Source organism: Burkholderia crassaminum (genome assembly GCF_964265005.1).
Classification (GTDB): domain Bacteria; phylum Pseudomonadota; class Gammaproteobacteria; order Burkholderiales; family Burkholderiaceae; genus Burkholderia.
Genome location: NZ_OZ183800.1, coordinates 1912066 through 1930355, shown reverse-complemented (window position 1 = coordinate 1930355; position 18290 = coordinate 1912066). Strand labels below are relative to the sequence as shown.

The window sequence follows — 18290 nt, the reverse complement described above, 5'->3', positions numbered from 1 at the left end:
GCTTCGCGTTGTCCTTCAGGTGCCACCGCCAGACGACGAGGGTTACATGGCGATCAAGGCCACCAGCTATTCCAGCGGCACCTACACCTACCCCGTTCGCGAGCGCGACGGTTCCAGGAAAGCAGGCGGTTCGGCGGGCACGGGGCTTGCGCTGGGCGACTTGCTCAAGCGGAACGAGGAGGCTCTTGTCGCATTGAGCGACCTTGGGCGGTCGTCGGCGCAAAGCGCGAAGGAGTATGCGCGCTGGCGCCTGGAAGAGCTCGAGGAGATGCTGCGACAACTGGCCATGCTCGGGCTGTCGCCCAAGCAGCTCGCGGTGATGATCAAGGAAGTGAAAGGCCTCGTGGCGCAATACCAGGAGGCAGGAAAAGGGCTGGGCGCCGATGTGTCCGGCGCTTCCCCGACCGCATCGAGAGACGCTGGAAGCGCGAACGGCATGGCGGCGGGCGGTGGTTCATCGGAGGCCGCTGCGTCGATGGATGCCGTGACAGCGGTGACGGGTGTTGCAGCCGGGGATGCATCGGCCGCAAGCGACGCAATATCGTCGTCGGGCGCCCTTTTGCAATCGGGTGTTGGCCGCCAGGATAGCCGCGCAAACGCCTATCTCGCGATGGCCGGCAACCCTTCCCGCGCCAGCGATGCCGACACTGCCGACGCGAGATTCATGGCGCATGCGAACAGCCTGCTGGAACGGCTTAAATCGATGCTGAAGCATGCGCGGCATGAGGCCGATCACGCCGGTCCGCGATGAGCAAAAAAAGGTTCTTCGGGGAACGCGGGGTAGAGTGTCGGCGATCCAACCGCAGTCATTCAACCGAGCGAAGACGGACACCGTTCGCGCGCGTCGCGCCCACTCAAAATTGCGTGCTGTTTGAACGGCACTGTCAACTTGGCGGCTGCAAGTAGCGCTTCGTGAGAACATAAATGATTCCCTCAGACTGCAGGTGGATTCTGCGCTAGCCTCACCGAACGCAAGGATTGCGACAACCAACGGAAGTCCCTGTGGGACGAAGCGAATACTCGACGTATTCGCGAGGAGCATGACGCGGCGATCGGCCCTTCTGGTGGCCAGCCCCACGAATGCATTTTTCCAGACAGGGGAACGTGCCTTGCCGGCCGTATTGCGGCGTCGATCGTCGCTTGTCCCCCAAGGGGACTTCCTTCGGCGCGTTTGGCTCGGGCAAACGGCGCTCCTCACTCCTTGCACTACGACCGGCAACGCACGTTCGCAAGCCCGTTAATAGCGTGAACAGCCCCTAGGCGGGTTGCGCGAGCAGCTTTCCGAGGAGCCGGCCGCCATGCCGCGCGTGCGCGGCCGTCAGCGCGGAATACCCGACGACGACGCCCGCCTCGCACCGGGCGCTGCGACAGAAGCCGCGGATCGGCTGCAATTCGACGCCGTCCGCCTGGGCTTGCGCGACATACGTTGCGTCGTCCATCCCGGGCGGCAGCCACAGCACGAAATGAAAGCCCGCGTGTTCGCCGGACACCGTGTACCGTCCGCCGGCGTGTTTCGCCAGTTGGTCGAGCACGATGTCGCGCCGCTGGCGGTACGCGTGACGCGCGGCGCGCAGGTGCTTCGCAAAATCGCCGTGCGCGATGAAGCGGGCCAGCGCCAGCTGGGGCGCCACGCCGACCGAGCGCGCGGTCGCATGCCACACGGCCGACAGCGCCGGCCGAAGTTCCGCCGGCACGACCATGAAGCCGATGCGCAGCCCCGAGAACAGCGTCTTGTTGAACGAGCCGCAGTAGATCACGCGATCGCACGCGTCGAGCGATTTCAGCGCGGGCAGCGGGGCGGTCTGGTAGCTGAATTCGCCGTCGTAGTCGTCCTCGATGATCCACGCGCGGTTGCGCTGCGCCCAGTCGAGCAGTTCGAGCCGGCGCGACACCGACATCGTGACGCCAAGGGGCGCCTGATGGGCGGGCGTCACGTAGACCGCGCGTGCATCGGGATGCCGGTCCAGCGACGCGGTGTCGATGCCTTCCCTATCGACCGGCACGTCGATCACGGTCGCACCCGCGATCGTGAAGATCTGCCAGGCCGACGCGTAGCCGGGATCCTCCATCAGCACCGTCGAGCCGGGTGTGAGCAGCGTGCGTGCGACGAGATCGATCGAATGGCGGATGCCGGTCGTGATGAAGATGTCGCCGGCGTTGCACGGGATGCCGCGGTATTCCCGCAGGTACGCGGCGATTTCGTCGCGCAGGCCCTCGACGCCTTGCGCCGGCGTCGCCCCGAGGTCGTTCGCCGTGGCGGCAAGCAGGCTTGCCCCGAGCGCCTTCTTCCATTGCTGCATCGGCAGCAGGCCGGGATCGGCAAGCCGCGCGACGAACGGGATGCCCGGGCGCACGCCTTGTTCCGGCGCGGCGGTGCCGGACGTGCGCGCCGGCGTGGGGGGCGCGCCGGAAGGGGGCGAGCCGTTCTCGCGCGACTGCGCGGCCGCGCGCAGATAGCTGTCCGGTACCACCGCGCAGACCCGCGACCCCGACCCTTGCGCGCGGGCGATGTAGCCCTCCGAGCACAGCCGGTCGTACGCCGCTTCGACCGTCCCCCGGGCGACGCCCCAGCGTGTCGCGAGGGTGCGGCTGGACGGCAGCGGGCTGTCGCCGGGAAGCAGGCGCTTCAGGATCGCGTCGCGCAGCGCGTCGGCAATGCACTCCTGCTTCGACTGCGGACTGCCCGTGGACAACCCGGCAGGGCACGGCAGATCGAGCGGAATCGCGGCTTTGCCTCGCGGCATAGTGGTCCAGTCAATGTCGGATTTAATGGCCCTTCAGCTTATATCACTTTGACCTTAGATTGCTGTCGACCACATCAATCCGACCGGAGACGGGCTCACCGCATGAAAACGCGTTCATTACCCCAGTGGGGCTGGCTGTTCCTGTTGATGCTCGTCGTGTGCCTGCCGCGGGTCACGATCGATGCGTACCTGCCGTCGCTGCCGGCGATGGCGGACGCGCTGCACGGCACCGACGCCCAGTTGCAGCTCACGCTGACCCTCTACATGGTCGGCTATGCGTTGTCGATGCTGGTGTCGGGGCCGTTGTCCGACCGTTACGGACGTCGTCCTGTCCTGCTCGGCGGCTTGTGCCTCTACGTGGTCGCGAGCGTCGCCTGCGCGTGGTCGACCAGCATCGCGGCGATCGTCGCCGCCCGCATCTTCCAGGCTTTGGGCGGCTGCTGCGGCACGGTGATCGGGCGGGTGATCGTGCGCGAGCGCTTCCCGGCCTCAATGCAGGCCGCGATGCTGGGCCGGATTTCGGCCGGCATGGCGCTGTCGCCCGTGATTGCGCCGCTGGCCGGCAGCGCGGTCGCCGGGTGGCTCGGATGGCGCGGCGTGTTCGGAGCGCTGGCGGCGGGCGGGCTGGTCGCGACGGCGATGGTGCTGCGCTACCTGCCGGAGACCCGCGAAAGCGCCGCGCGGCCGGTGCCGGGCGCGGGGCTCCTGCGGACGTACACCGGCCTGTTGCGCGAGCGCCGTTTCCTGCGCTACTCGCTCGCCATCGGCTTCGCGTACTGCACGTACTACCCGTTCATTGCGGAATCGTCGACGCTGTTCCAGCGGCAACGGGGCGTATCCGGCCCGGTGTATGCCGCGATCTTCGGCTTGACCGTGCTCGGCTACCTGATCGGCTCGAACGTGTTCGCGCGGACCGGCACCCGCTGGAAGGCCGATTCGGTCATCTCGGCGGCGGCTTGCGTCAATCTGGCCGGCGCCGCCGCGTTGTGGATCGGCGGGGCGATCGCGCCGACGGCTGTGGCGGCGCTCGTCGTGCCGATGTTCTTCGTGATGATCGCCGTCGGGGTCGCGATCCCGGCCTGCCAGTTCGCGGTGATGCAGCCGTACACGACGATCGCCGGGACCGCGTCCGGGCTGTTCTTCTTTATCCAGATGGCGATCACGGCCGCGTGCGGCGGCGTGCTGGCGTGGCTGTCGGACGGCACCGCGCGCCCGATGATCGTCGTCACAGCCGGTGCGAGCGTCGCGTTCCTGGCGGTGGTGGTCGGCCTGCGCGAGCGGCAGCGCGCAGGCGAAGGTTCGCGCTTGGCGGCGCGCAACCGCGCCGCTGCCGAGCGCTGAGCGACGATCGGCGAGCCGGCCGACGCGCGAGCGGGCCGGCGGCGCAACCGGTGTTTGCGCGAGGCGTCGCGATGGAAAGGATCATGTAATGTAGCGGCCTGTCGCTGACCTTACCGGAATCCCCATGCGCGTGCTGCTCGTCGAAGACAATCCGAACCTCGCCCAGTCGCTGAACGACGCGCTGAGCGCGGCGCGCTTCGCGGTCGATCACATGGCGGACGGCGAGGCGGCCGACCACGTGCTGCGCACGCAGGATTACGCACTGGTGATCCTCGATCTCGGGCTGCCGAAGCTCGACGGGCTGGAAGTGCTGCGGCGGCTGCGCGCGCGGCGCAATCCGGTGCCGGTGCTGATCCTGACCGCGCACGGGTCGGTCGAGGATCGCGTGAAGGGGCTCGATCTCGGCGCCGACGACTATCTCGCGAAGCCGTTCGAACTGACCGAACTGGAAGCGCGCGCCCGCGCGCTGATCCGCCGCAGCCTCGGCCACGAGCATTCGCGGGTCGAATGCGGGCCGCTTTCGTACGACAGTATCGATCGCAGCTTCCATCTCGCGGGCGAGCCGCTGTCGCTCACGCCGCGCGAGCGTTCGGTGCTCGAGGTGCTGATCCTGCGCAATGGCCGCGCGATCAACAAGGAAACGCTGTCGGAGAAGATTTTCGGGCTCGACGAGTCGGTCAACGCCGATGCGATCGAGATCTACGTGTACCGGCTTCGCAAGAAGCTCGAGAACACGGGGGTTGCGATCGTCACGCTGCGCGGGCTCGGTTATCTGCTGGAAGCGAAGGCGGAGACGGCCGAGTGAACCGCTCCCACGCGCACTTGCTTTGGATGGGACTGGAGTACGCGCCAAGGCGTTGCTCCGGATCGACACGTTCGCGGCCCCCCGAGGGGGCGCATGCCGTCCACGGCTCGTTTTGCAAAGCCGACCGGCTGTGCGGGCGCAAAGCGATGCGCCGCGAAGGCCCTGCTGCGCCCTTTGGGGCAGCCCGGCGGGACGCATGATGCCTCGCCCGAACCTTCGCACCCAGGTCGCGCTGTGGCTGCTGCTGCCGCTGCTCGGCCTGCTCGCGCTCGACTCGTGGCTCACGTACCAGCGCGCGATGAGCGCCGCGCACGCCGCGTTCGACCGCACGCTGTCGTCGTCGCTGAAGTCGATCCGCGAAGGCGTGCGGCTCAACGACGGCGAGGTCGAGGTCGACTTGCCGTATCTCGCGCTCGAAATGCTCGAATCGAGCGACGGCGGCAAGATCTACTACCTGATCCGCGAGGACAACGGCCACACGATCACCGGCTACCCGGACCTGCCGCTGCCGCAAGGGCGTGACGCGGGCGACGGCGCGCTGTTCGTCACGCGCTACTACGACGTCGTCTATCGCGGCGAGCAGTTGCGGATGGCCGCGCTGCGCATCCCGGTGCACGACGTGCCGACCGCGCAGTCGCGCATCGTGTGGGTGATGGTCGGCGAGACGATCGAGGCACGCCAGGCGCTCGCGCGCGAGATCCTCGTGGGGTCGCTGCTGCAGGAAGGGTTGCTGGTCGTGCTCGCGCTCGGCATCGTGTGGCTCGGCGTCGGGCGCGGGCTGCGGCCGCTGAACCGGCTGTCGGCGACGGTCGCCGCGCGCAGCGAGGACGATACGACGCCGCTCGATACCGGCGCGATGCCGAGCGAACTCGCGCCGCTCGTCGAGTCGATCAACCAGTACATCGGCCGCACGCAACGGATGCAGGTCGCGCGGCGCCGCTTCTTCGCGGACGCGGCCCATCAACTGAAGACGCCGCTCGCGGCCGTGCAGGCGGGCGTCGAGCTCGCGCTGCGGCCCGACGAACAGCCGCGCGCGAACGGGCACCTGCGGCGCGCGAACGGTGCGGTGCGGCAGGCCGCGAAGATCGTCCAGCAACTGCTGTCGCTGTCGCGGCTCGATTCGGATAGCGGCCATGCTATTGCCCAAAAGCCGGTCGCGCTGCACCGCCTTGCGCGCAGCGTGACGCTCGACTGGTCGCCGGTCGCACGCGCGCGCGATATCGATCTCGGTTTCGAGCACGAAGCCGACATCGACGTGCACGGGCAGCCCGACCTGCTCGGCGAGATGGTCGGCAACCTGATCGACAACGCGATCCGCTATGCGGGCGATCGCGCCGTGATTACGGTGCGCGTGTCGCGCGACGGGGCGCATGCGCGGCTCGACGTCATCGACAACGGGCCGGGCATTCCGGCGGACGAGCGCGACGCGGTGTTCGAGCGATTCCATCGCGGCAGCAAGACGCAGACGGTCGAAGGGACGGGGCTCGGGCTGTCGATCGTGCGCGAGATCGCGCGCGTGCATCAGGGCAGCGTGACCCTTGCCGATGCGGCCGGCGGCGGTCTGGTCGTGACGATCCGGTTGCCGGCGGCGAACGACGCGGGGCTGCACGCCGCGTGATGGCGAGTGGGGAGGAGGGAGTAGGGAGGCGGGAAGCGGGAAGCGGCTCGGGTGACTACCGGGTGACTACCGCACGACTACCGCACGACTACCGCACGACTACCGCACGACTACCGCACGACTACCGCACGATGAAGACTATGTGATCGGGTGAGCAGTTCCGTGCGTGCGACTCAATCGCCGAACCCGATCTCCGCTTCCAGCGACTGGCCGATTTCGAGCCACGTGCCCGCACCTTCGACGACGATCGCGTTGATGCCGAACGTCAGCTCGCCGTTGAAGCTCGGGTTCGCGCGATAGGTCTGCATCGTGTCGGTCGGCTCGTGCGGCCACGCGGGATCGGGCGCGCCGGTGACCTGGTCGATCGTCGGCATCGGGCAGCGCGTGCACAGCTTCACGAGCCGCAGCCGCACGGGCGCCGCGCCTTCGGTGTCGAGGTGCTCGATGAAATCCTCTTCGTATGCGTCGAGATCCGACACGACGATGTTCGGGCGGAAGCGGTTCATCGGAATCGCCGGCGCGCCCTTGGCAGTGAGCCGCGCGTTCAGGTCGTCGAGCGACGACTGGCCGATCACGAGCAGCGGGTAGCCGTCCGCGAACTGCGTGTGCGTATCGATCTCGCCGGTCCATTTGCGGTTGCAGCCGCGGCGCGCGTCGGGCCCGAAGCGTGCGAGCTTCGCGGGCATGCCGAGGAATTCGGTGAGCCACGCGGCGGTTTCGGCGCCCGTGTCGATCGCGTCGACGGTGTCGCGCCACACGGTCGCGGCCATCTTCGGCGTGGCGGGCGAGACGTCGCCGTCGAGCGGCGTGCGAATCTCGCGCATGCCCGGCGCGTTCAGCACGAGCGCATCGTTGCCCAGTGCGGTGCGGATCAGTGCGAGGCGCGGGTGCGTGCGCTGCGTGATCATCTGCCCGGCGGGGTCGGTGATCAGCCAGTGGCGGTCGTACGCCAGGCCCGTTTCGAGCAGTTGCGCGCGTGTCAGCGCGATGCCGGCGCAGGATTTGATCGGGTAGACGAAGAGTTCGGCGATGGCTGGCATGACGCTGGCTGAAGGCGGATGGCGAGACTGCGATTGTGCCAGATCGCGCCGCAGCCGTTTGGACGGTTGCGCGCCGTCGCGCGGCCGGTCATGCGAGCGGGAAGCCCGGGACGAACGTCGCGCGCACGTCGAGCGGCTGGCGCAACAGTCCAGCCCTCAGGTAGAAGTCGGCCGTGCGCTGTTGTTCGGCGATGATCGTCGCGTCGATCGGCAACCAGCGCGTGTTGCGGCGCTCGAACTGCAGCTTCGCGGCCGCCGGAGGAATGCCGATGATGCGCGCGAGTGCCGCCGAATACGCGTCGGCATGCCGGTACGACCACGCCTGCGCGCGCACGACGCGCTGCAGGAAATCGTGCAGCACATCGCGCTTCGATGCGATCGCCGCGTCGGTCGCCGCGAGATAGCTGAGGCCCGACCACAGCCCGCGGCCGTTGACGAGCACACGCGCGCGGCCGCTCGTTTCCGCGAGCGCGGTATAGGGCTCCCAGGTCGCCCACGCATCGATCGAACCGGTTGCGAGCGCAAGCATCGTGTCGGCCGGCGGCAGGAAGCGGAACGATACGGCATCGGGCGGCAGGCCGGCCGCGTCGAGCGCCTTCAGCGTGACGAAATGGCCGATCGAGCCGCGCGTGGTGCCGATGCGCTTGCCTTTCAGGTCGGCCGGGGTTTTCAGCGCGGCATCGGGGCGCACGAGCACCGCCGTGCCGTACGGATCGGAGCGGTTCGCGCCGATCACCTTGATGCGTGCGCCCGACGCGAGCGCGAAGATCACCGGCGCGTCGCCGATCGGCCCGCAGTCGACGGCGGCCGCGTTCAGCGCTTCGGCGAGCGGCGCGGCGGCCGGGAACTCGGTCCACGCAATGTCATACGCAAGGCCGTTCAGTTCGCCGGCCGCTTCGAGCAGCGCGCGCAGCCCGCCTTTCTGGTCGCCGGCGCGCAGCAGCGGCCGCGTGCCCGATTGCGCGCGCAGGGCCACCGGGGCGGCCGCGATCGTGGCGAGGGCGCCCGCTTGAGAGAGGAAAAGGCGTCGGGTCGGATTCATCGTGAAGCTCGGTCGAAAGAGGGGTTCAGGGATTCATTCAATGCGGGAGTCCGGCCTGCACGTCGCGCACGGGCTCCGTATCGACGCGCAGCAGCAGTGCGGTCAGCGGATCGCCGGTCGCTGCCGGTCCGGCCGATCGTGCGGTGGCGTCGGAACGGCACAGCAGGTCGGCATCCGACCAGCCGGCGCTGCCCGGCAACGCGCGCGCTCTCAGCCAGCCACGGCGATCGACAAGGAGCTGCGTGCCGCCGAGTGCGTCGGGCGCCACGCCGGCGATCGTCGCGAATGCGAGCCACGCATCGGGCGTCGACGCGACGCAATCGGCTCGCGCCGCACCGGTGGCCTGCGCCACGGGCGCGCCGCGCGCGGTGACGAGCAAGGTTTGCCAGCGTGCGTCTTCCGGCGGGGGCGTCGCGCCCGGCGGGAGGGCGACGATGCGCACACGCTGGCCTGCACGCCAGCGATCGAGCGGCTGGGGCGCGGCGGCGCCGCAGCGCACGTCGAGCGCCGGCAGCGGGACGGGCACGGGCCACGCGCCTTCTGCCTGCGCGCCGCTGCCTGCGGCGAGCGCTTTCAGGTAGTCGAGCACGGCCCAGGTGTCCCGGGGCCCGAGTGTTGCGGCGAAGCCGGGCATCGTCGGCACGCCGTGTTCGTCGCGCGTGCCGTGGCGCACGCGCCAGAACAGCTCGCCGTCGAGACGTCGGGCGAGCAGCGCGCCGGCAAAGGTCGGCGGCCAGTGAGAGAGCGTAGCCGCGAGCGGCCCTTCTCCGCGTCCGTCCACGCCGTGGCACGCCGCGCAGTGTTGCGCATACACGTGCGCGCCGCGCATCACGTTCGATACGGAAAACGGCGCGGGATCGCGCTGGAAACTCGTCGGCACGGCCGGCGAGAGCCAAAGCGAAGCCGGAGGCCACGGCGCGAACCACGCAACGGCCAGCGCGGCGAGCACCGACGCGACACGCCACTTGCGCGACGCGAGCGCGATGCACGCGAGCCCGGCGGCCAGCGCCGTCGCCGCGACGGCGAACGCGAGTTGCCGCGTGAGTCCCGCGTCGATGCGCAGCGTTTCGAGCGCGATGCGATGGGCCCACGGCCATGCAGGCTGACCGTCGGCGTCGCCCGTCAGCCCGATCGCATGCAGCACACGCGACAGCACGACTTGCGCGCGATACAGCCCTTGCAGAAACATCAGCGCCCAGTCGGCGAACGTCGGCGCATTCATCGGCTACGTTCCCGCCGCGCGGCGGCCCATCGTCGAACGGTACCGCGCATCTACCAGCTCGCATCGAGCCCGAGATGCCGCAACGCGTCGTGACGCAGTGCGGCGAGGCGCGGGTCGCCGCGATGGCGCGGGTAGGGCAGGTCGACGTGCAATTCGGCGACGATCCGTGCCGGGCGCGGCCCGAATACGATCACGCGCTGCGCAAGGAACAGCGCTTCCTCGACATCGTGCGTGACGAGCAGCGCGGAGAAACCGTCGCGTTGCCACAGCGCGGTCAGCTCGGCCTGCATCGTGAGCCGCGTCAGCGAATCGAGCTTGCCGAGCGGCTCGTCGAGAATCAGCAGGCGCGGATCGTTGACGAGCGCGCGGGCCAGTGCGACGCGCTGCGCCATCCCGCCGGACAACTGATGCGGGAACACGTTCGAGAAGTCCTGCAGTCCGACGCGCGCGAGCGCATCGTCGACGCGATGCTGCGAGGTACGCGCCACGCCGCGCGCTTCGAGGCCGAGCGCGACGTTCGCGCGCACGCGTCGCCACGGGTACAGCGTCGGGTCCTGGAACACGACGATGCGCGACGGATCGGGTTGCTCGATCGGCACGCCATCCTGCGCGATCGTGCCTTGCCGGGCGGCGTCGAGGCCCGCGACGAGGCGCAGCAGCGTCGATTTCCCGCAGCCGCTCGGGCCGAGCAGCGCGACGAATTCGCCGGCCGCGACCGACAGCGTGACGTCGTCGAGCACCGGCAGCGGGCCGCCGGGGCCGTCGAACGCATGGCTCACGCGGCGGATGTCGATGCGCGCGCCACGCGGCGCCGTGGCGGCAGACGACGTGGCGGGCGCAGCGGCCGCGGGCGATTCGAGTACGGCGGCGTTCACCATTTGACGGTTCCTTTTTGCCACGCGAGCACGCGGTCGCGCACCGCGAACAGCAGCGCGATCAGCCCGGAAAACAGCAGCGCCATCACGATCAGCGCCGCATACATGTTCACGTACGATGCCCAGCCCTGCGCCCAGCTCAGGTACCAGCCGAGCCCCGACTTGACCCCCATCATCTCGGCGACGACCAGTACCGTGAACGACGCGCTCAGCCCCATGAAGATGCCGACGAACACGTGCGGCAGCGCGGCCGGAATCGCGACGCGCAGCACGAGGAAGCGCGCGTTCGCGCCGAGCGTGCGCGCGACGTCGTAATACTGCTTGTTGACGCTCGCGACGCCGGACCACGTGAGCACCGCGACCGGGAAGCCGGTTGCGAGCGCGATCAGGAACGCGGCCGCGGAATAGCTCGACGGGAAGAAGTAGAAGGTGAGCGGCAACAGCGCGGTGGCCGGCACGGGGCCGAGCACGCGCAGCACCGGATGCACCCAGTAGCCGATCCGGCGCGACCAGCCGATCGACACGCCGACCGCGAAACCGACCGCGACGCCGTACGCGAAGCCGAGCGCGAGCAGCTTCAGCGTGTTGCCGGCGCTGCCGAGGAGGCGCGGCCAGTCGTCGACGTAGACCTCGATCAGTGCCTGCGGCGGCGCGAAGAACGGCGTGGGCAGCCAGCCGGTTTTCGCGGTGAGTGTTTCCCATGCGGCGAGCACGAGCGGCAGCGCGACGAGCCACGGGCCGGCCGGGCGCACGCGCGCGAGCCGCGTGCGCGTCGCCGGCACGAGATGGCCGAGCGTCGCAGCGGCGAGCAGCAATGCGGCGATCGTCCACGCGGCCGTGCCGAACGTGTCCGTGTACGCCCAGTCGCTGAAGCCGACGACGCGGTTCGGCCACAGATGCGTGAGCGCGCCGAGCGCGGCCCATGCGAGCGCGGCGGCGATGCCGGTCGGCCAGGTACGCGCGCGGCGTGCTTTGGCCGCGAGCGTCGCTTCGCAGGCCGTGCAGGCCACGCGTGCGGACGCAGCGGAAGCCGGTGCACCGCCGGCCGGTGACGGTGCGGTGCGTGCGGTGGAAACGTGTTCGATCGTCGACATCGCGTTATCCCAGCACGTTCGCATAGACCTGCTGCGCGAAGCGCTGCGGGTCGGTGCTCTTCTTCAGCACGCTGATGCGGCGGAAATCGTCCGCGTAGAACGCGATTTCCTGCTGCAGGTCGACGTTGGTCGGGTGGTGCGTATAGGTGAGCGTCGCGTAGAGCTTGCGCAGGTCCTCGGGGCTGATCTTCGGCGAATACTTCGCGAACACCTTCGCGGCTTCGTTCGGGTTGTCGTGCGTGAACTCGGTGGCCTGCACGATCGAGCGCGCGAGCGCGGCGGCCGACGGCCGGTCGTTGCGCACGAGGTCGCCGCGCGCGCCGATCACGCAGCACACCTTGCGCGCGTATTCGCCGGACAGGTTCGTCGCCAGTTCGGCATACGCGCCGTTGCTGCGCTTCTCGAGCAGGTAGAGGTTCGGGTCGCCGTCGGCGATCGCGTGGATCTCGCCCTTGTCGACCGCGACGCCGAGCAGGTCGGCCGGATACTGCCGCCACGTGATGTCGCGCTCGGGATCGATCCCGTTCTTCGCGAGCAGGATCGAGAAGAAATGCTTGCCGGGCGCGGCCAGGTCGCTGACGCCGACCGTCTTGCCCTTCAGCGCCTGCAGCGTCGTGACGCCGGCCGCCTTCGCGCCGAGCAGCCGCACGCAGCCGCCGTGCGAGCTGCCGATGATCTTTACGTCGAAACCGGCTTCGAGCGGCTTCAGCCAGCGGTGGATCATGCCGACCGCCGCGTCGGCCTTGCCGGTCGCGATCGATTCGAGCAACTGGTCGGTCGAGCCGCTGTAGTTGATCAGCTCGACCTTCAGGCCGTTCTTCTCGAAGAAACCGCGCTCCTGCGCGACGACGATCGGCGTCAGGCAGAACGCGTTCTGGTTCCACGCGAACGTGAGCTTTTTCAGCGGCGGCGCGGACCAGGCCTTGCGGCCGAGCGTGATCGCGGGCGCGGCGAGCGCGGCGGCGCCGGCTGCGCGCAGCAGCTTGCGGCGCTTGTCGTCGTGCGCGTCGTGCGCCTTGGCGGGCGCGGGGGCAGCGGTTCGGGTCATGTGGTCGGGTCTCCGGTCGTGCGGAAAGGCGCTCAGTCGAGCAGGTCGGGTTCGTCGGCGACGACGCGCGCGAACAGGCTGTCGAACGCGTGCAGCGCGCCTTCGGGGCCGCCGATCTGGCCGTGCGTGTGGCGCGCGGTGGCGTGATCGATCGGTTGCGGCGTGCCGGCCGCCTCGGCCAGCAACTGCGTGTGCGCGGCGTTGTCGAGCGCGATGTACCACCATGCGGCGGCCTCGACCGTCGGGCCGGCGGTCAGGATTCCGTGGTTCTTCAGGATCGCGCCCTTGTGCGTGGTGCCGTCCGGCTTCGCTAGCGCATCGGCGATTCGTGCGCCTTCGCTCGTGTCGACGACCATCCCCGTGAAGTCGTCGAACAGCGCGTGGTCTTCATAGAACACGCATGCGTCCTGCGTGAGCGGATCGAGCGGGCGGCCGAGCGTCGACCACGCCTTGCCGTACGTCGAATGCGTGTGCGCGGCGGCGACGATGTGCGGATGCGCGTCGTGGATCGCCGCATGGATCGCGAACGCGGCCTTGTTCAGCGGCCGCGTGCCGATCGCGGTTTCGCCGCGTGCGTTGACGAGCAGCAGGTCGGACACCTTGATCTGCGAGAAATGCACGCCGAGCGGATTCACCCAGAAGTGGTCGGGCAGTTCGGGGTCGCGTGCGGTGATGTGGCCGGCGAGCCCCTGTGCGAAGCCGAAGCGTGCAAACAGGCGGAACGCGGCCGCGAGCCGTTCCTGACGGTGACGGCGCTCTGCGGCGACGTCGATGCGCGGCGCGGGCGGATCGAACCAGAAATGCTGGCGCGGCGACGCGGCGAGCGCGAGGCCCGACGCGGTGCGTTCGGGCGTGGACAGAACGGCGGACATTGTAGGGGTCTCCCTGGTTGCGTCAGGCCGCGCGGCGCGCGGCGTCGCGTGCGGCGACGGCGCTGCGCACGCGCGGAATCAGTTCGCGGCCGTAGTCGATCGCGTCTTCCAGCGGATCGAAGCCGCGGATCAGGAACGTCGTGACGCCGAGGTCGTAGTAGTCGAGCAGCGCATCGGCGACCTGTTCGGGCGTGCCGACCAGTGCCGTCGAGTTCGAACGCGCGCCAGTGAGCGTGGCGATCTCGGTCCACAGTCGCTTGTCGACGCGCGAGCCGCGTTCGGCCGCGGCCAGCAGGCGACGTGCACCTTCGCTCTGCTGCGGGCCGCCGGCGCCGAGGCCGGCCGCTTCGCGCAGCCGGCGTGTTTCATCGAGGATGCGATGCGCACGCGCCCACGCTTCGTCCTCGGTCGCGGCGAGGATCGGGCGGAACGACACGGAGAACCGCACCTGCCGGCCGTGCTTCGCGGCTTCGGCGCGCACACGCGTCGTCAGGTCGCGCACCTGGTCGAGCGATTCGCCCCACAGCGCGTAGACGTCCGCGTGCTTGCCGGCCACGGCGAGCGCGGCTTCCGATGCGCCGCCGAAATAGATCGGCACATGCGGCTGCTGGAACGGCTTCACTTCCGAAAACCCCTGTTTGAACCGGTAGTGCGTGCCGTCGTGATCGAACGGCTGCGCTTCGGTCCAGATCCGCCGCAGGATGCCGAGGTATTCGTCGGTTCGCGCATAACGTGCGTCGTGGTCGAGGAAATCGCCATCGCGCTGCTGCTCGCTGTCCGAGCCGCCGGAGATGAAGTGCACGGCGAGCCGGCCGCGGCTGAACTGGTCGAGCGTCGCGATCTGCCGAGCCGCGAGCGTCGGCGCGGTGAAGCCCGGGCGATGCGCGAGCATGAAGTGGATGCGCTCGGTCGCGGCCGCCGCGAACGCGATCGTCAGCGTCGCCGACGGGCCGGTCGAGTGGTGCGGCACGAGGATCCGGTCGAAACCGGCCGTTTCGTGGGCGCGCGCAAAGTCGCGCACATAGTCGGGATCGACCACGGGGCCGGACGGCGGATGGATTTCCGACTGCTTCTGGCTCTGGATCATGCCGATGAATTCGACGCTCATCTGGGTCTCCGGTGCAGGGACGGCCCGGCGCGCGGCCGGGCAGGAATGGAGCGCAGGTTAACGCCGGGATCATGCGGAATGGAAATAATCAATCCCGATTTGAATATCAGATTTGCATGGTTTGGGCGCGTGTGCGCTGCGCATACGCTGTGGGCTCAAGAACGATCGGGCGCGCGGGCGCGAGCGAATCCGGCGCGGCGCGTTCCGGATCGCCCGCTTCACGAGAAGCCGCGCGGCTTCGCGATCGATTGCCGCGCGTGCCGTCTTTCCGTCGCGCTTGCCGCCTGTCCGTATTACCCAGGGAATCCGTTTCGATGTCCGCCAGCCTTGCCGCTTCCTCGCCGTTACCGCAGCCGCCTTCGCTGCGCCTCCTGCCCACCGACGATGCCGACGACGCACGCGTCGCCGCGCTGCTCGAGCGTCTCGCGCCTGACCTTGCCGCCGATGCGGCGCGCAACGACGTCGACGGCCGCTTTCCGCACGAGAACTTTGCGCGGCTGCATCGCGCGGGGCTGATCGCGCAGGTCGTGCCGCGCGAGCACGGCGGCGCCGGTGCGACGCTCGCGCAGGCGAGCCGGATCGTCGCCGCCGTCGCGCGGGCCGATCCGGCCACCGCGCTGGTGCTGACGATGACGTATCTGCAACATCGCGCGCTCGGCCGCGCGGATAACCGCTGGCCTGCGCAGGTACGGCGAGCGGTGTTCGACAGCGCGGTCACGCACGGTGCGCTGATCAACGCGCTGCGGGTCGAGCCCGCGCTTGGCTCGCCGTCGCGCGGCGGCCTGCCGGAAACCGTTGCACGGCGCGACGGCGATGGCTGGCGCCTGTCCGGCCACAAGCTGTACAGCACCGGGATTCCGGCGCTGCGCTGGCTGGCCGTATGGGCGCGCACCGACGAACCGGCGCCGCGGGTCGGCGTGTTTCTCGTGCCGCGCGACCGCGATGCGGATGGCGATCGTATCCGCGTGATCGAGAGCTGGAATCACCTCGGCCTGCGTGCGTCGGGCAGCCACGAAGTCGTGTTCGATGACGTCCGGCTGCCGGCCGATTACGCGGTCGACGTACGCGCGCCCGAGGCATGGGCCGTGTCGGCCGCGACCCATGCGGATGCCGACGCGCAGGCCGACCAGCAGGCGTGGATGGTCGCGCTGCTCGGCAGCCTGTACGACGCGGTGGCGCGCGCGTCGCGCGACTGGCTGGTCGGGTTCGCGACGACGCGTGCGCCGAGCGGGCTGGGCGCACCGCTCGCGACGCTGCCGCGCGTGCAGGAAGCGGTCGGCGAAATCGAGGGCTGGCTGCATGCGAACCGCGTGCTGCTCGACGATCACATCGTGCGCACCGACGCGGGCAACGCGCCGCCGGTTACGACGAGCGGACTCGTCAAGCGGACCGTGACCGAGCACGCGATCCGTGCGGTCGAGCAGGCGCTGAGGCTGTCGGGCAATCACGGGCTGAGCCGCGCCAATCCGCTCGAACGCCACTATCGCGACGTGCTGTGCAGCCGTGTGCATACGCCGCAGGACGACGCGATCGCGGTGGCGGCTGGGCGTGCGGTGCTCGAAGCGGCGAGCCGGGGCGAAACGAAGGGCGAAGCGAAGGACGAAGCGAAGGACGAAGCGAAGGACGAAGCGAAGGACGAAGCGAAGGACGAAGCGAAGAGCGAAACGAAGAGCGAGACGGAGAGCGAGACGGAGAGCGAGACGGAGACGGGCGCGGCGTCGGTCAACAAGACCGAACGCAGCCGCAGCAATGCGTGAGCGAAACTGGGCTCGCGCGAGCATCGATCGGGCGGCGCGACGTCGCGGCCGCCCAGTACGGTCAAGCAGCCTTGCCGTGCGCCGGCTCGGGCAGCGCGAATGCCGTGCGCGCATGCGCGGCAACGGCCGCGAGCGGTGCGCCGAAGCGGGCCGCATCGTGCCGGCGCAGCAACCACAGATCGATGTGCGGCTTGAAATCGGCGAGCGGCACGATGTCGAGCGCGTCGCGCAGCGGGCTGCCTTCGACGAGCGGCAGCGGCATCAGCCCGATGCCGAAGCCGTTCGCGACGCTCTGCAGTTGCAGGTCGCGGCCGTAGGTGTCGAGCGTGACCGGCATCGGCAGGCCCTGGGCGTCGAGCGCGCGTCGCAGGCCCGCGCGAAAGCCGCAGCCGTCGGGATTGAGCACCCAGCCGTGTGCGTGGCAATCGGCGAGCCGGTAGCTGCGGCGCGGCCAGTCACCCTTGCGGCCGACCGCGACGAGCCGCGTGGCCAGCAGCCGTTCGCCCTCGACCTGTGCCGGCAGCACTATCTCGCGCGCGAGGAACACGAGCGCCGCATCGAGTTCGCGGCGGGCGACACGCTCGACGAGCATGCCGCCCCACGCGGTCGTGACCTGCGTCGCGAGCGCGGGCCACTGCGCGGCGAGTTCGGCGATCAGCGCGGGCAGCATCAGCTCGCCGAGGCCCTGCGTGAGCCCGATCCGGAACTCACCCGCGGGAGGCTGCTCGCCGGCCGTCAGCTCCCGCAGCGCATCGACTTCGCGCAGGATCGCGCGACACTGCTCGAACACCTGCCGGCCGATGTCGGTCGGGCGCGGCGGCTTCGTGTTGCGATCGAGCAGGGTCACGCCGAGCGCTTCCTCGAGATTCTGGACGCGCCGCGTGATCGCGGGCTGCGTCATCCCGAGCTCGGCTGCGGCCTGGCTCAGGGTCTGGCAGCGGACGACCGCTGCAAAAGCGTCGATATCGCTAATTTTCATGTTTGTTCTGCATGGTCTTTCGGGTGCATCATGACGATCCATCATATTCGGCATCATATTCGAGGAGCCAGCCGATGAGTACGCTTTCGTTGCAGCAGACGCCGCTGCGTCCGTTCGTCGACGGTCTGGGCGCGCTGCTCGCGTCCGGCGCGAACGAGGCGCGCATCCTCGACGAGGGCGGGGCGCTGCTCGCCGCCCTCGTCGAACACGACGACTGGTTGCCCGACGCGTTCGCGCAGCCCGACCCCGCGCGCTATCGGCAGTACCTGCTGCATCTCGACCCGGACGAGCGGTTCTCGGTCGTCAGCTTCGTGTGGGGGCCCGGCCAGACGACGCCGATCCACAACCACACGGTGTGGGGGCTGATCGGGATGCTGCGCGGCGGCGAATTCTCGCAGCCGTACCGGTTCGACGCAGCGGGCCGGCCCGTGCCGTCCGGCGAAGCCGTGAGGCTGGAGCCGGGCGAGATCGAGGCCGTGTCGCCGCGCATTGGCGACGTCCATCGCGTGACCAACGCGTTCGCCGATCAGGTATCGATCAGCATCCACGTGTACGGCGCGAACATCGGCAAGGTCGAGCGCGCGGTATACCTCGACGACGGCACCGTGAAGCCCTTCGTGTCGGGCTATTCGAACGCCTGATGCATCGCCCGCTGGTGCCGCTGGCTGCAAGCGACCGGCGGCGGGCGACCGGTTGCCTGCACGCGCCGGCGGGCCCAGGATTCATCCGTTCCGCTTTTTTCACC

Annotated in this window: 16 protein-coding genes; 6 read left to right on the top strand and 10 right to left on the bottom strand. The window is 69.4% G+C overall.

Features of this window, described 5'->3' with window-relative positions; genetic code table 11:
• The first annotated feature begins 46 nt into the window (after positions 1–46).
• Positions 47–751 (top strand): hypothetical protein, encoded by a 705-nt coding sequence (locus ACPTTF_RS25660; protein ID WP_423368741.1) that lies wholly within the window; start codon positions 47–49, stop codon positions 749–751.
• Between the two features lie 505 nt (positions 752–1256).
• Here the strand turns inward: ACPTTF_RS25660 and ACPTTF_RS25655 are convergent.
• Positions 1257–2744, bottom strand: coding sequence for a PLP-dependent aminotransferase family protein (locus ACPTTF_RS25655; RefSeq protein ID WP_423368740.1), 1488 nt, complete (start codon positions 2742–2744; stop codon positions 1257–1259).
• A gap of 102 nt (positions 2745–2846) precedes the next feature.
• Between ACPTTF_RS25655 and ACPTTF_RS25650 the strand changes: the two genes are divergently transcribed.
• From ACPTTF_RS25650 to ACPTTF_RS25640, 3 genes are all read left to right on the top strand, one after another.
• The gene (locus ACPTTF_RS25650; RefSeq protein WP_423368739.1) at positions 2847–4085 is read left to right on the top strand and encodes a multidrug effflux MFS transporter; all 1239 of its coding nucleotides are present in this window, start codon (positions 2847–2849) and stop codon (positions 4083–4085) included.
• 124 nt (positions 4086–4209) lie between these two features.
• Complete coding sequence (locus ACPTTF_RS25645) at positions 4210–4890, top strand: response regulator (RefSeq protein WP_069251438.1); 681 nt, start codon at positions 4210–4212, stop codon at positions 4888–4890.
• 199 nt (positions 4891–5089) lie between these two features.
• Positions 5090–6508, top strand: coding sequence for a sensor histidine kinase N-terminal domain-containing protein (locus tag ACPTTF_RS25640; protein ID WP_423369878.1), 1419 nt, complete (start codon positions 5090–5092; stop codon positions 6506–6508).
• Positions 6509–6681: 173 nt separating this feature from the next.
• Here ACPTTF_RS25640 and ACPTTF_RS25635 read toward each other — a convergent pair whose 3' ends face one another.
• The 8 genes from ACPTTF_RS25635 to ACPTTF_RS25600 form a co-directional block, all read right to left on the bottom strand.
• Entirely contained in the window at positions 6682–7548 is an 867-nt protein-coding gene (locus ACPTTF_RS25635; RefSeq protein ID WP_423368738.1) for an MOSC domain-containing protein, read from the bottom strand.
• A gap of 88 nt (positions 7549–7636) precedes the next feature.
• Positions 7637–8590, bottom strand: a complete 954-nt coding sequence (locus ACPTTF_RS25630; RefSeq protein WP_423368737.1) for an ABC transporter substrate-binding protein — start codon at positions 8588–8590, stop codon at positions 7637–7639.
• Positions 8591–8627: 37 nt separating this feature from the next.
• Complete coding sequence (locus ACPTTF_RS25625) at positions 8628–9812, bottom strand: c-type cytochrome (RefSeq protein ID WP_423368736.1); 1185 nt, start codon at positions 9810–9812, stop codon at positions 8628–8630.
• Positions 9813–9862: 50 nt separating this feature from the next.
• Positions 9863–10690 carry an ABC transporter ATP-binding protein gene (locus ACPTTF_RS25620; RefSeq protein WP_423368735.1) on the bottom strand — a complete coding sequence of 276 codons (828 nt, stop codon included), beginning with the start codon at positions 10688–10690 and terminating at the stop codon, positions 9863–9865.
• Positions 10684–11781, bottom strand: coding sequence for an ABC transporter permease (locus tag ACPTTF_RS25615; protein ID WP_423368734.1), 1098 nt, complete (start codon positions 11779–11781; stop codon positions 10684–10686). The genes ACPTTF_RS25620 and ACPTTF_RS25615 overlap by 7 nt, the downstream gene beginning before the upstream one ends.
• A 4-nt stretch (positions 11782–11785) precedes the next feature.
• Positions 11786–12829 (bottom strand): ABC transporter substrate-binding protein, encoded by a 1044-nt coding sequence (locus ACPTTF_RS25610; protein WP_423368733.1) that lies wholly within the window; start codon positions 12827–12829, stop codon positions 11786–11788.
• Positions 12830–12861: 32 nt separating this feature from the next.
• Complete coding sequence (locus ACPTTF_RS25605; RefSeq protein WP_166953007.1) at positions 12862–13701, bottom strand: class II aldolase/adducin family protein; 840 nt, start codon at positions 13699–13701, stop codon at positions 12862–12864.
• A gap of 22 nt (positions 13702–13723) precedes the next feature.
• Positions 13724–14809 carry an LLM class flavin-dependent oxidoreductase gene (locus ACPTTF_RS25600; RefSeq protein ID WP_423368732.1) on the bottom strand — a complete coding sequence of 362 codons (1086 nt, stop codon included), beginning with the start codon at positions 14807–14809 and terminating at the stop codon, positions 13724–13726.
• 314 nt (positions 14810–15123) lie between these two features.
• Here ACPTTF_RS25600 and ACPTTF_RS25595 point away from each other — a divergent pair, with 314 nt between their 5' ends.
• Positions 15124–16566, top strand: a complete 1443-nt coding sequence (locus ACPTTF_RS25595; protein ID WP_423368731.1) for an acyl-CoA dehydrogenase family protein — start codon at positions 15124–15126, stop codon at positions 16564–16566.
• Between the two features lie 61 nt (positions 16567–16627).
• Here the strand turns inward: ACPTTF_RS25595 and ACPTTF_RS25590 are convergent, their stop codons facing one another.
• Entirely contained in the window at positions 16628–17602 is a 975-nt protein-coding gene (locus ACPTTF_RS25590; protein ID WP_423368730.1) for a LysR family transcriptional regulator, read from the bottom strand.
• 17 nt (positions 17603–17619) lie between these two features.
• On the opposite strand from ACPTTF_RS25590, the gene ACPTTF_RS25585 reads away from it, so the two are divergent.
• Complete coding sequence (locus tag ACPTTF_RS25585; protein ID WP_423368729.1) at positions 17620–18186, top strand: cysteine dioxygenase; 567 nt, start codon at positions 17620–17622, stop codon at positions 18184–18186.
• The last annotated feature ends 104 nt before the right edge of the window (positions 18187–18290 follow it).